This is a genomic window from Micromonospora sp. CNZ299 (assembly GCF_002754415.1).
The window spans coordinates 5614408-5627437 of record NZ_PEFG01000001.1; the positions used below are offsets into that span (position 1 = coordinate 5614408).

General features: G+C 71.0%; 14 protein-coding genes. 6 read left to right on the forward strand and 8 right to left on the reverse strand.

Going from position 1 to position 13030, the window contains the following annotated elements; all coding sequences use genetic code 11:
• Nucleotides 1-12 precede the first annotated feature (12 nt).
• The 3 genes from CLT68_RS25590 to CLT68_RS25600 are packed head-to-tail and all read right to left on the reverse strand — an operon-like array spanning nt 13 to nt 2614.
• Nucleotides 13-576 (reverse strand): GerMN domain-containing protein, encoded by a 564-nt coding sequence (locus CLT68_RS25590; protein ID WP_088948807.1) that lies wholly within the window; start codon nt 574-576, stop codon nt 13-15.
• Nucleotides 573-1928, reverse strand: a complete 1356-nt coding sequence (locus tag CLT68_RS25595) for a sensor histidine kinase (RefSeq protein ID WP_099854730.1) — start codon at nt 1926-1928, stop codon at nt 573-575. The genes CLT68_RS25590 and CLT68_RS25595 overlap by 4 nt, the downstream gene beginning before the upstream one ends.
• Entirely contained in the window at nt 1925-2614 is a 690-nt protein-coding gene (locus CLT68_RS25600) for a response regulator transcription factor (protein WP_088948809.1), read from the reverse strand. The genes CLT68_RS25595 and CLT68_RS25600 overlap by 4 nt, the downstream gene beginning before the upstream one ends.
• Before the next feature lie 152 nt (nt 2615-2766).
• Between CLT68_RS25600 and CLT68_RS25605 the strand changes: the two genes are divergently transcribed.
• From CLT68_RS25605 to helR, 4 genes are all read left to right on the forward strand, one after another.
• The gene (locus CLT68_RS25605) at nt 2767-3135 is read left to right on the forward strand and encodes an STAS domain-containing protein (RefSeq protein WP_099854732.1); all 369 of its coding nucleotides are present in this window, start codon (nt 2767-2769) and stop codon (nt 3133-3135) included.
• Nucleotides 3132-3728 carry an STAS domain-containing protein gene (locus CLT68_RS25610; RefSeq protein WP_099854733.1) on the forward strand — a complete coding sequence of 199 codons (597 nt, stop codon included), beginning with the start codon at nt 3132-3134 and terminating at the stop codon, nt 3726-3728. The genes CLT68_RS25605 and CLT68_RS25610 overlap by 4 nt, the downstream gene beginning before the upstream one ends.
• 74 nt (nt 3729-3802) lie before the next feature.
• The gene (locus CLT68_RS25615; protein WP_197699536.1) at nt 3803-4183 is read left to right on the forward strand and encodes a YccF domain-containing protein; all 381 of its coding nucleotides are present in this window, start codon (nt 3803-3805) and stop codon (nt 4181-4183) included.
• 153 nt (nt 4184-4336) lie between these two features.
• Entirely contained in the window at nt 4337-6466 is a 2130-nt protein-coding gene (helR, locus tag CLT68_RS25620; RefSeq protein ID WP_486482317.1) for an RNA polymerase recycling motor ATPase HelR, read from the forward strand.
• Nucleotides 6467-6543: 77 nt separating this feature from the next.
• Here helR and CLT68_RS25625 read toward each other — a convergent pair whose 3' ends face one another.
• The gene (locus CLT68_RS25625) at nt 6544-8616 is read right to left on the reverse strand and encodes a PQQ-dependent sugar dehydrogenase (protein ID WP_088948814.1); all 2073 of its coding nucleotides are present in this window, start codon (nt 8614-8616) and stop codon (nt 6544-6546) included.
• Between the two features lie 157 nt (nt 8617-8773).
• The gene (locus CLT68_RS33945) at nt 8774-8914 is read right to left on the reverse strand and encodes an RNA polymerase sigma factor (RefSeq protein WP_247666796.1); all 141 of its coding nucleotides are present in this window, start codon (nt 8912-8914) and stop codon (nt 8774-8776) included.
• Nucleotides 8915-8926: 12 nt separating this feature from the next.
• Between CLT68_RS33945 and CLT68_RS33950 the strand changes: the two genes are divergently transcribed.
• Nucleotides 8927-9205 (forward strand): hypothetical protein, encoded by a 279-nt coding sequence (locus CLT68_RS33950; RefSeq protein WP_486482318.1) that lies wholly within the window; start codon nt 8927-8929, stop codon nt 9203-9205.
• Here CLT68_RS33950 and CLT68_RS25635 read toward each other — a convergent pair.
• Nucleotides 9202-9906, reverse strand: coding sequence for a hypothetical protein (locus CLT68_RS25635; protein WP_099854740.1), 705 nt, complete (start codon nt 9904-9906; stop codon nt 9202-9204). The genes CLT68_RS33950 and CLT68_RS25635 overlap by 4 nt on opposite strands.
• A 195-nt stretch (nt 9907-10101) precedes the next feature.
• Here CLT68_RS25635 and CLT68_RS25640 point away from each other — a divergent pair, with 195 nt between their 5' ends.
• Nucleotides 10102-10899: an SAM-dependent methyltransferase gene (locus CLT68_RS25640; RefSeq protein ID WP_099854742.1), complete on the forward strand. Its 798-nt coding sequence runs from the start codon at nt 10102-10104 to the stop codon at nt 10897-10899.
• A 57-nt stretch (nt 10900-10956) separates the two neighbouring features.
• On the opposite strand, the gene CLT68_RS25645 is transcribed toward CLT68_RS25640, so the two are convergent.
• Nucleotides 10957-11679: a cellulose binding domain-containing protein gene (locus CLT68_RS25645; RefSeq protein WP_099854744.1), complete on the reverse strand. Its 723-nt coding sequence runs from the start codon at nt 11677-11679 to the stop codon at nt 10957-10959.
• Nucleotides 11680-11895: 216 nt separating this feature from the next.
• On the reverse strand, nt 11896-12993 hold the full coding sequence (locus CLT68_RS25650; RefSeq protein ID WP_099854746.1) for a winged helix DNA-binding domain-containing protein: 1098 nt from the start codon (nt 12991-12993) through the stop codon (nt 11896-11898).
• Nucleotides 12994-13030 lie beyond the last annotated feature (37 nt).

The window sequence follows — 13030 nt, forward strand, 5'->3', positions numbered from 1 at the left end:
GTGTGAACGGGCTCACTGCTCCTTGATCAGTGGGGCGTATGCGGCGCGGGTGAGCGGGTCGGCGGACAGCGAACCGTCGGCCCGGGGCACACCGAGCGGTCTGCCGTCGCGCAGGAAGGCCACTGTGGTGACGTCGTCGCGGCTGGTCAGGGTGCAGACGATCTGCCCGAAGGCGAGGACCTCGTCGCTGCGGCCGGCGTCGACGGCGGGCGCGTCCACCGCGACGAGAGCCTGCGTGCCGGTCACCGTCACACCAGCGGCGTTGACCGCTCCCGGCAGCGCGCTGGTCAGGTCGCTGTCACGTTCCTCCCCGGTGGGCCCGGCGAGCAGATGCCGCAGTTGGTCGGCCATGCTCGGCACACTGTCGACGCGCCGGACCACGGGGATGATCCAGTTGTCGCGTACGAGGCAGAGGGTTTCGACGACGTGGCCGGCCGGTGCGGTGGCGTCGGCGGGAACGGAGCTGTGGAAGGGCCCGCGCGGTGGCTGCACCGTTCGGGGGCCGTCGTCGGTGGGGATGCCGCAACCGGTCAACAGCAGGACGAGCGCCAACGGGGCGAGACGGCGTCGGTTCACGGCAGGCTGCCCGGAAGCGCGACCCGGAAGCGTCCGCCGCCCCCGGGGCGGTCGGCGACGGTGGCATGCCCCTCGTGCGCCGCGGCGTGCTGGGCCACCAGCGCGAGCCCGAGCCCGGTGCCGTCACCTGCGCCACGGGTGTGGGCGGCCCGACCCCGGACGAAACGGTCGAAGATCGCCTCACGATCCTCCACGGGCACGCCCGGGCCATCGTCGTCGACCTCGATGACGCCGGTGTCACCGTCGCGGTAGAGACGGACGGCTGCGGGGCCGGCGCCGTAGGTCACGGCGTTGTCGAGCAGGTTCGCCAGGACCTGGGCGATCCGCCGCCGCTCGACGTGCCAGGTCGGGGGGACGCCCGGTGCCAGGTGGACGAGGCTGACCGGCAGGTCGTACGCATGGCAGGCCTCCTCGGCCAGCTCCACCACGTCCACCGGGGCACGGTGTGCGGGCTGGTCGCTGCGGGCCAGGTCGATCAGGTCGTTGACCAGTCGCTGGAAACGGTCGATCTCGTCGGCGACGAGCCCGGCGGCAGTCGCCGTCCGGTCGTCCTGGTGTTCCCGACGACGGGCCAGGACGCTGGCCGCCGCGGCGAGGGTCTGCAGCGGTGAGCGCAGTTCGTGGCTGACGTCGGCGGCGAAGCGCCGGTCCCGTTCGATGCGGCGGGCGAGCTGGTCGACCATCTGGTTGAACGAGGAGGAGAGGCGGGTCAGGTCGGGGTCGGTGGCCGGGTCCAGCCGGGCGGTGAAGTCACCGGCGGCGATCTTCTGGGCAGCGTCGGCGACCGCCGTCAGCGGCCGTAGTCCGTGTCGGGTGGCGTACCACCCGAGGGCGGCACCGGACCCGGCGACCAGCACCGCGACGGTGGTCAACGCCAGCGCCAGGACCTGGAACGTCTGCTCCAACTCGCGCATCGAGTTGACCTCGAAATATGCCGCCGACGCGGACAGTGGCACCCCCACCACCAGGGCGGGTTGCCCGGCGACGCGTACGCGCTGCACCGCTGGCTCTCCGGCGGCGACGATTCGACGCAACTCGGCGGGGATGGCGGCGGTGGTGTCCGGGTCCGCTGTGCGCGCGTACCACTCGCCGTTGAGGTGCAGCACCGGCCGCCGGCTCCCGCCGGTGTCCAGCGACCGGAGCACCTCCACCACGTCCGGACTGTCCGTGTCGAGCCCGGCGTGCACCACCGCGGCGTCGAAGTAGGCGGCCCGCAGTGCGATGCGTGCCCGGTCGTCGAGCAGGGACTGCCGGGTCAGTTCGTAGGAGACCAGGGCCATCGACGCGGAGAGCAGGAGCGCGCCGACCGCGAACGCGGCCGCCACCCGGGTACGCAGTCCGAGGCGTCTCATCGTTGCAGCTTGTAGCCCAGACCCCGCAGGGTCACCAGGTGCCGGGGGTTCGCCGGGTCCGGCTCGATCTTCTGCCGCAGTCGGCCGACGTGCACGTCGACCAGCCGTTCGTCGCCGCTGTCGTACCCCCACACCCGTTGCAGCAACTGCTGACGGGACAGCACCCGGCCGGCGTGCTCGGCCAGCTCGCAGAGCAGGCGGAACTCGGTGCGGGTGACGGTGACCTGCTGACCGGCGCGGCGCACCTCCCCCGCCTCCGGACTGATCTCCAACTCGCCGAAGGCCACGGCCGGCACCGGATCCGGCGTCGACGCCGCCGCCAGCGGTCGGGCGCGCCGACGCAGGGCTCGCAGTCGGGCGGTCAACTCCCTGATCGCCACGGGTTTGACGACGTAGTCGTCGGCGCCGGCTTCGAGAGCGGCCACGATGTCGTCGGTCCCGTCCCGGGCGCTGACGACCACGATCGGAACGTCGTCGTCACGGCGCAGTTGTCGGATGCACTCGAAGCCGTCGAGGCCGGGGAGCATCAGGTCGACGAGCACGTAGTCGGCCGGGTGGTGACGCTGGGCGCGCAGGCCCTCCTCCGCGGTAGCCGCCCCGAGGGCGTCGTAGCCCTCGTCCTCCAGTGCGAGCAGCAGCGCGAGCCGGATGCGGTCGTCGTCCTCGATCACCAGTACGGCCGTCATGCCGGAATCATCCTCGGCAGCCCGCCGAGCGGCCAACCGTGCTGCCCAGCTCGCGGTTTTGTCACACAACTGTCACAGAGCCTTGCAGCTATCGCCAACCCCGCCCGTAACGGTGGTGGTGGACCGAGGGGCTGACGGAGAGGGGCACGGCCATGACAACGCCGGTGATGCCGACGCGGTACACGCTGCCGCTGGTTGAGGTGCGCGTCACCGAACTCGACCTGGCCTGCCTACCGGAGGTCGGCGCCATGTTCGATCGGCTGCTCAGCCTGCGCCCCGCGCAGATCGCGCTCGACCTCTCCGACTGCCGACACCTCGACGCCGCCGCCATCGGCCTGATCCTCGACCTGCACCGGAGGCTGGCTCGCGCCGACGCGGTCCTCACCGTGCGCAACCCGAACCCTCGGGTCCGCCGCATCCTGCACATCGCCCGCCTCGACCAGGTGCTGTCGATCGTCACCGACCCGGCCCGGGCGACGCGGACCGCGCCAGGCCAGGGCGTAGGAAGGACCCCAGCATGACCGTCGTCCCGGACGAGTACCTGATGACCCTGATCTGTGACACCTGCGGCGAGACCATCCGCGGCACCGCGTGCGTGCTACCCGACGCCGAGGTCGTCTGGACCCTGGTTGCCGAGCACGGCTGGACCGGCTCTCCGTTCGCCACCGGGCCGCACCGCTGCCCGCACTGCAGCCTGCTACCACCCCCGCGCAGCGGGCCGGGCTCGTGCGGCGACCACGGCCCCGGAGGCATCCTCGGCATCGACCACCTCGACGACGTCACCGTCATCGCCGCGACGGGCGACATCGACCTCGACACCGGCGACACACTGCGCACGGCGCTGCGACACGTGGCCGAGGTGGGCGGGCACGTGGTCGTCGACCTGAGCCGTGTGCACATCATCGACTCGACCGGGCTCGGTCTTCTCGTCCGCGCACACCGCGACGCGCGGGAACGCGGGGTGACGCTCTGCCTCGCCGCGCCGTCGCGATTCATCCGCACCGTCCTGCACACCATGCGCCTGGACGGAGCGTTCCCGATCTTCGAGAGCCTCGACGACGCCGTCGGCCAGTTGTCCGACGACGCCACGCGGCGCCAGCACGTGGCCGGCTGACCGTGCACACGCTCCGGCGAGGAGGGGCGGGAGGGCAGCGCGGGCCGATTGCGAGCATCGCTCATGCTGGAGTGGTGATTCGTTTCGTACTGAACGTGCTGTGGCTCATCTTCGGCGGTGGCATCGTGCTGGCGGTCGGGTACGGCGTCGCCGCACTGATCTGTTTCGTCCTGGTCGTGACGATCCCGTTCGGGGTCGCGTCGCTCCGCCTCGCCGTCTATTCGCTGTGGCCCTTCGGCCGCACCCTGGTGCCGAAGCCCGGCGCGGGCGTCGCTTCCGGTCTGGCGAACATCCTCTGGCTGGTGCTGGCGGGCTGGTGGCTCGCGCTGTCCCACATCGTCGCCGGGGTCGCCCTCTGCGTGACGATCATCGGGATTCCGTTCGGCATCGCCAACTTCAAGCTCGTGCCGGCGGCGTTCTGGCCCCTCGGCCGCGAGGTCGTGGACACGCCCTGAGCTTGGAAAATGGGGACACCTGGCCCCCTGCCACTTCTAACATATAGCGCACTGGGGGGCTTGCGGCAAGACCCGGTCCGTGCCGCAAAATCGTCGGCCGAGGCCAGAATCTGCCGAATTGGAAGTTCCCATTTGAATTCCTTGCCCACCTCCGTGTTCGATCTCCCCGATCACCTCTCCCCCAAGGCCGACCCGGCGCTGATCGGCCGCGACGAGCAGCATTTCGCGACGATGGCGGAGAGCCTTGATCAGCTGAACGCCGAGCTGTCCGAGCGCCTTGCCGCCGAGCGCAGGGCGCCCGGCGGCAAGGGCCGGCAGGCGATGGACCGGGACGAGGAGATCCGTCGGCTGACCGGCCGCCTGCGTGCGCTGAGTCGCTACGGTCTGGACCTGTGTCTCGGCCACGTGGTCGCTGCGGGCAACCCCGAGCCCGTGTACGTCGGACGTCGCGGCCTCACCGACAGCGAGGGTCGGCGGCTGCTGCTCGACTGGCGCTCGCCCGCCGCCGAGCCGTTCTTCGGCGCGACCCACGCCAACCCGATGGGTTTGTCGAGCCGTCGCCGGTACCGGTGGACGCGCGGCCGGATCAGCGACTACTGGGACGAAGTCTTCACCCCGGACGGGTTCGTGGGGCACGCCGTCGCGCTCGACGACCAGTCCGCGTTCATCGCCAGCCTCGGCAGCGCCCGGTCGACCCGGATGCGGGACGTGCTCAGCACCATCCAGGCCGACCAGGACGCCATCATCCGAGCGGGATCGGCCGGGGCGCTCGTCGTGGACGGCGGTCCGGGCACCGGAAAGACCGTCGTCGCGCTGCACCGCACCGCCTACCTGCTCTATTCCGACCCTCGCCTGGGTCAGCGCCGGGGTGGCGTGCTCTTCGTCGGGCCGCACCAGCCCTACCTGGCCTATGTCGCCGACGTCCTGCCCAGCCTCGGCGAGGAGGACGTGCAGACCTGCACCTTGCGGAACCTCGTCGGCGAGGGCGCCGGGGCGACGGTCGAACCCGATCCGGACGTGGCCCGGTTGAAGTCCTCCGCGGAGCTGGTCGGTGCGATCGACGCCGCGGTCAGGTTCTACGAGGACCCACCGGTCAAACCGATGACGGTCACGACCGACGAGGCCGACATCTGGCTGGGTGCCGGCGACTGGGCCGACGCGTTCCAGGCGCCCGGGCCGGGCACCCCGCACAACGAGGCGCGAGACGAGATCTGGGAGGAGTTGCTCACGATCCTCGTGGACAGGTACGACGGCGACGAGCCGGACGACGTGGTCCGCAGGTCGCTGCTGCGCAACAGGGAGCTGCGCGCGACCTTCAACCGCGCCTGGCCCCTGCTCGACGCCGCCGACATCGTGGGAGACCTGTGGTCGGTGCCCGCGTACCTGCGCACGTGTGCGCCCTGGCTCAGCCCTGCGGACGTCCGGAAGCTGCGGCGCGACGACGCCCGGGCCTGGACCGTATCCGACCTGCCGCTCCTGGACGCGGCACGGCGACGCCTCGGTCACGCGTCGGAGCGTCCGCGTCGGCACGACCCCGCCGCCGCCGTCGAACGCGAGCACCGGGCACGGGTAATCGACGAACTGCTCGCGGCCGACGCCTACGACGACGGCGAGGGCCTGCTGACGATGCTGCACCAGCCGGACCTGCGCGATGCCCTGGCCGACGAGTCCGCGCTGCCCGCCGCCGACCCGGATCTGCTGGCCGGCCCGTTCGCCCACATCGTCGTGGACGAGGCCCAGGAGCTGACCGACGCCGAGTGGCAGATGCTGCTGGCCCGCTGCCCGTCGCACAGCTTCACCATCGTCGGGGACCGCGCCCAGGCCCGGCACGGGTTCACCGAGTCGTGGCAGGAACGCCTGGAGCGCATCGGCCTCGACCGGATCACGCTGGCCACCCTGAGCATCAACTACCGGACCCCGGAGGAGGTCATGGTGGAAGCCGAGCCGGTCATCCGGGCTGTGCTCCCCGACGCCAACGTGCCGACCTCCATCCGCAGCAACGGGCTGCCCGTCGTCCACGGATCGGCCGCCGAGCTGGGCGCGATCCTCGACGCCTGGCTCGGCGAGCACGCCGACGGGACCGCCTGCGTGATCGGCGATCCGATGTTCCCACCGACGTCCCGCGTCCGGTCGCTGAGCCCGGAGCAGGCCAAGGGTCTCGAGTTCGACCTGGTCGTCCTGGTCGACCCGAAGGCGTTCGGCACGGGCATCGAGGGGGCTGTCGACCGTTACGTCGCGATGACGCGGGCGACCCAGCAACTCGTGATCCTGACGAGTTCCTGACGGCACGAGCTGTCTCCGCGGGGCCACGCACGTGGTGGCCCCGCGGAGACGTCGCTCACTGAACCGCTGCGGTCCCCCTAGTTGCCGAGCGTGACGTGCAGGATCCGCTCGTTGCTGTTGTTCGGGGTGCTGTCCTTGTCACCGGTGTTGGTGGTGGTCAGCCAGAGCCCTCCGTCGGGAGCCGGCTCCACCGTCCGCAACCGACCGTAGGTGCCGCTGAAGTACGTCTGCACGTTCGTCAGACTGCTGCCGCTGATCACCGCGCGGTACATTCGGGCACCACGCGCGCAGGCCACGTAGAGCGCGTCCCGCACGATCGTGATGCCCGAGCACGACCCTTCGGCGGTGGGATAGGTACGCGCCGGCGCGATGAACCCGGCGGTGCCGCACGTGCCGCTGGTGCCCTCGCACGCCGGCCAGCCGTAGTTGCCGCCCCGGGTGATCAGGTTGGTCTCATCCATGACCGAGTTGCCGAACTCCTGCTCCCACAGCCGGCCCTGCGAGTCGAACGCCAGCCCCTGCGGGTTGCGGTGGCCGTAGCTCCACACGTAGTTGCCGAACGGGTTGTCGGAGGGAACGGTGCCGTCCGGGTTGAGGCGCAGGATCTTGCCTTCGAGGGCCGCCCGGTCCTGTGCGTAGTTGCCGTTCTGCGCGTCACCCGTGCTGGCGTACAACTTTCCGTCCGGGCCGAACCGTAGGCGCCCACCGTCGTGGTATTTGTTGCGCCGGATGCCGCTGACCAGCACCTGCTCGCTGGCCGTGTTGAGTCGCCCGTTCTCCAACCTGATCCGCACGATCCGGTTGTCGCTCGGCGAGGTGTGCATGATGTACAACCAGCGGTCGCTGCTGTAGCTGGCCGAGATGGCGAGCCCGAGCAGGCCGCCCTCACCGTCGGTGCTCTGCACGTTCGGCACCGTGCCCAGGTTGGTCTTGGCGCCGGTGGTGGGGTTGAGCTGGATGATGTCGTGCGCGTCGCGGCGGTTGTAGAGCACGTTGCCGTCGGGCAGCGTCACCAGCCCCCACGGGATGTCGGTGTCGGTGGTGACCTGGCGCACCCCGCACACCGGGTTGCCGCACGCCGCGCCGGTCGTCACTGTCGTCGTGCCGCTGCGCGAGGAGGCGTTGTCCTGGGCGTCCCGCGCCACCACGTAGTACTGGTAGGCGGTGTTCGCGGCCAGCCCGCTGTCGGTGAACGTGGTCGCCGGCGGCGCGCCGGTGACCGTGCCGACCTTCACGCCGGCGCGGTGGATGTCGTACGCCCGGACCCCGATGTTGTCGCTCGACGCGGTCCACCGCAGTGTCACGGTGGTGCCCGACGCGGTGCCGGTGAGCTGTTGTGGCGCGGTCGGCGGCTGGGTGTCGGCCTGGCAGGGCGGCGGCGTGATCGAGACCGTGGTGCTCGCCTGGGACACGTTGCCGGCGGCGTCGCGGGCGTTGACGTACAGGCCCCAGGTCGCCCCGGCGACCACCGTGAGGGTGGTGGACAGCGTCGTGCCGCTCACCGATTTCATCAGCTGGCCGTCGTGGTAGACGTCGTAGAAGGCGACAGCGACGTTGTCCGTCGAGGCGTTCCACGCGAAGGTCACCGAGTTGCAGGTCAGGCCACTCACCCGCGGGCTGCCCGGCGCCGTGGGCGGCTGGCTGTCGCTGCTGCCCAGGGCAGTCGTCCACCGTTGGTTGGTCTGCCCGTTGCAGGTCCAGAGACCGACAGTGGTGCTGTTGGCGGTGCCCGCGCCGGTCACGTCCAGGCACAGGCCGGACTGGACGCCGACGATGGTCCCGTTGGTGTTGATCCGAAAGCGCTGGTTGGCACCACCGTTGCAGCCGTTGATCTGCAGTGCGGCCGGCGCGGTGGTGTCCTGGCCGACCACGTCGAGACACATCGTCTCGTTGTAGACCCGCAGCTCACCGGCCGAGGTGAGGCTCCACGCCTGGTTGGCCTGACCGTTGCAGTCGTAGATGTTGATGCCGGCGCCGGCGGTCCGCACGTTGCCGACCACGTCCAGGCACCGGCCGCTGGCCACGCCGACCACCGTCGACGGTGCCGCTGCGGCGGCCGGCACGCCGACGGCCACGGTCAGCAGTGTCACCGCCGCCATCACCGCCGGCAACAGCCGCCGTCGTGGTTTGGTTCGCGCGATGACTCGCATCCGTCCTCCAGGGTCAGGGCGTGGACCGGGTCACCCGGATGACCGAGCGCCTGACCGCACCCAGCGATAGACATCGACTATCAAAGATGCATTCGCCGCACAAGTCAAACGATGTCACTCGATCGGGGGCAAACCCGCAGATCGGCGTACGCTTCGCTCAGCCGCCCTCCAACGACTCCCGCACGTGCCGACGGGCGTGATGGATCCGGGACTTCAGCGTGCCGACCGGAATGCCCAGTTGCCCGGCGATCTCCTGGTAGTCGAGCTGACACAGATCGCGGAGCACGAGTGCCGTCACCAGCTTGTCGGGGTGAGCCGCACCCTGCGTGCGGCGGAGCCGACGCTGCCCGATCACAGTGGCTGCACGGATGCCGCCGACCGGACGGTCACCGTCGGCACCCTCGGTGGGATCGTCGCGCACTGGGCGCGATGCGGGGGCACGGAGACGTCGTTCAGCGAGGTCACCCTGGTGGCGGCCGACGGTTCGTTCGGCGTGTACGTGCAGGTCAAGCAGACCGACGGCGTGGACCGCACCGACGAGGTCCTCGGCACGCTGCGGGTGGACACGTCGGTGGTCGCGCAACGCTAGAACCGTTCCCAGTTTCCGCTGCCGTCGGCCTTGCGCCACCGCCTGGTCTCGGTGTTGCCGTCGAGTTTACGGACGGTGGCCTCCACGTTCTGGCCCACCACCCGGTACGAGACGAAGGTCATGACCCGGTCGCCGGTCGGGCTGGAGTCGTCTCCCAGGATGACCGGCCACGCGTACCGGTTCCGGCCGTTGTCCGCGAGCTGAACGGGCACGAGCGCCTGCCGCCGCGAGGCGTCGGGGTTGCCCAGTTCGACGAGGACCAGCGCGTCCTCGGTCGACGGGGCATTCGCCGGCTCCTCGACGATGAACTCGGCGTACACCGGCCGGGCACCGCCGGGCAGGATCCTGCACGGCACGTCGAGGCCGTTCGACCCGTTGCGGAACGACACGGAGTCGTCGGACTCACCGCAGAACCTCAGGTTGCGGATCACCGCGTTGGGCCAGTTGGTCCGCCTGATCTCGCTCTCCTGAGTGGCCGGCCCGGAGGTGCGGGTGGCCGCAGCTTCCGGGCTGGAGCTACGGGTGGCCGGAGCACTCGGCCCGGAGCTGGTCGACGCCGGAGCACCCGGTGTCGACGGGCTCGCGCTGCCGGCCGGAGAGCCGGCGGGCGCCGCCTCGCCGCCGACACGGTCGACGGATGACGTGCACCCGGCGACGAACGTGAGGGTGAGCACCACACCGGAAATCAGCTTGCCGCGCATGGCTGGTCCCTTTCTCTGCGGGTCTGTCACAGGGTTGGATGCCCCGCCATGGGCATTGGTTCACGCGAAACTCCTACCGTCGAGCTGCTCTGGCAGACCGAACGCCCGGCGTCGACAGTGGACGGCTCCGGAGTACGATCCCGGTCACACCGCAGAGGTGATCTCCCGCCGACGACCCCTCGATAGGAGCCTGGCATGGCCGGCCCGGACGCCGAACTCACCGCGAAGCTTCAGCCCGACGTGCCGCACGCGGCCCGGATCTGGAACTACTGGATGGGCGGCAAGGACAACTTCCAGTCCGACCGGGCGGCCGGCGACGCGGTCGCCGAGGTCTACCCGGAGATCGTCCTCATGGCGCAGCAGTCGCGCCTGTTCCTGGTGCGGGCCGTGCGGTACCTGGCGGCCGAGGCGGGCATCCGGCAGTTCCTGGACATCGGCACCGGCCTGCCCACCATGCAGAACACGCACGCGGTCGCCCAGGGGGTCGCGTCCGACTCGCGGATCGTCTACGTGGACAACGACCCGATGGTGCTGGTGCACGCGCGGGCGCTGCTGGCCAGCACGACCTCTGAGGGTGTCACCACCTACGTACCCGCCGACTACCACGACCCGGAGCAGATTCTCGCCGAGGCGGCGCAGACGCTCGACTTCGACCAGCCCGTCGCGGTGATGTTCATGGGCGTGATGGGCTACGAGCCCGACCTCTCCGTGGTGCGCTCGATCGTCGAGCGGACCATGGACGCGATGCCCTCCGGCAGCTACCTCGTGCTCTGGGACGGCACCAACACCAGCCCGGCTGTCGTTTCCGGTGCGGAGCGACTGGCACAGAGCGGCGGCGTCCCGTACATCCTGCGCAGCCCGGCGGACCTCGACAGTTGCTTCTCCGGCCTGACGAAGGTGGAGCCGGGCCTGGTGCCGATCCCCCTGTGGCGACCGGACGAGCCCGACGTCACGGCGATCGACGCCTACGGCGCGGTGGCCCGTAAACCCTGACCGACAGCACGCCGCCCCGCTCGCGCCGGCACACGGCGGGAGCGGGGCGGACGTCGTTCACCGGGCGCAGGCCATCGTCAACCCGTCGGGCACCGAGCTGGTCGTCACCAGCATTCCGAACGTCGTCGCACCGTCCAGCGCCAGCGCCCCGTTGTACGAGGCGTTGCGGACCGTGACGTCGACACCGGCGGCCTCGGCCACGCCACCCCAGGCGGTCTGGACGCGCTCGTCACCGGTCCACCGCCAGGACACCAGCCACCGGTCCAGTGGTTGGGTCCCGGTGTTGCGGACCGTGACCGTGGCGACGAAGCCGTTGCCCCAACGGGCGTCGATCGTGGCCGTCGCGCGGCAGGAGGCAAGTGGGGAGGTGCGCGCGGATGAGATCGCGTACGGGTCCCGCCGACCGTCGACGTCGGTCAACCGGTACCAGTACTCGGTGTCGGGCGTCAGCCGGTCGACGGTGACCGAGCCGTTGCGCTCCGGCCCGGAGACAGCCACGGCAACCGGGGCCCGCCACTGTTGGGCGTCCTCACGGCTGGCGAAGAGGCTGACGGTCATCGGCGGGTCGTAGCCGCAGGGTGGGCGGAGGAAGATCGAGTACGAGATGGTGACGCTGGTGGTGGTGACCCCGGCGACGTTGGCGGTGATCGGCAACACGGGCGGGCAGGTGGGCATCGGCGAGGGCGTCGGCGTGGCCGTGGGCGTGGGCTCTGTGGTGCCGCTCGCCCCGCCCCAGACGGCGAGCGCCACGGTCGTGACGGCGAGGAACATGCGAAGCATCGGTACCTCCGGTGGTTGCCGGGCACCGCTGACCGAGGTCGTAGCCGGTGCCGTGCTCGGGATCCGGTCGCCGACGAGGACTGCCCGGCACGGGTGAACTGACCACCTCGTGCGTCCCGTGGACCGGAGAAGGTGTGGTGCGCGCTGGCTCCCGAGCACGACCGAACCACATCATGGCAGTGGACAACCATCGATACAAGGTCGTTGGGGTTGGCCTCACCGGGGAGACGCGGCGACCCGCACCCGGTCGCTCTCCTTGTCGGAGAGGAACAGCGCCAGTGCCTGCCCCTGCTCGGCGACGGCGGCGCGGTCGGCGCGGGAGAAGCCGGTCAACGGGTTGACGGTCACCGTGCCCGCCTCGACGCTCCAGGTCGCGGCGACCCGGCCGTCGACCAGCACCACGCGCTCACCGGCCACGGACAGGCCGCGGTGGGCGTCGTCGATGATCCGGCTGCGGTCGTCGTAGCCGAGGATCGCGTTGTCGAACGCCGGCAGGAAGCGCACCGGAGCGGGTGTCTCGGGGTCGGGGCGTGGTGCGTCGGCGAGGTCGATCAGCCTTCGGCCGCGCTCGTCGCGGAAGGTGATCAGCTCGTCGCGCATCGCGGTCACCGCGGCCGGCAGCCCGGCGAGGCCGGACCAGGCGCGCACGTCGGCCGTGGCGGCCGGCCCGAACGCGGCCAGATAGCGCCGTACGAGGATCTGGCCGACGGGATCGGCGTCGTCCGGCGTCGGCGGGTGGACCTCCCGACCCAGCCACGCGGAGAGCAGGGCGTGTCGGGCGCCGCCCTTCATCCGCCACACTCCGCGCGGCGGCAGTTGGGTCAGCGGGACGAGGGCCATCGCCATCTCCCCCAGGGCCTGCGGGCCCGGTGTCGGCCAGTGCTCGCCGAGCGCTCGCCCGATCTCGGGCATCGAGCGCGGCTCACCGTCGGCCAGCAGCGCCCGCGCCGCCGCGGCGAGCTCGTCGAGGCCAACCCCGTCCAACTCGCCGCGGTAGACCCCGAGCACCCGCTGGCACAGCATGGCCTGGTGCCGGGATCGCCAGGCCAGCACGTCGTCGGCGACGAGCAGGTGCACGGTGCGGCGCATGAGATGGGTACGCACCACCTGTCGCTGGGTCAGCAGGGTCGAGAGCACCGCGGGGTCGAAGGTGCGCAGCCGCGACCAGAGCCCGACGAATGGTTCCTGCGGTTCCTGCGCCTGCAGGCCGCCGAGGTGCGCGACGGCGTCGAGGACCGGCAGGTCGGCGCGATCGAGCAGCAACTGCCGGGCGAGCGTCGCGCGGTTGAGCGCCCGCGGGTCGAGAACGGTCACCTCCTCATTGTCAGGCCCGGGGTGACAGTCACTGACG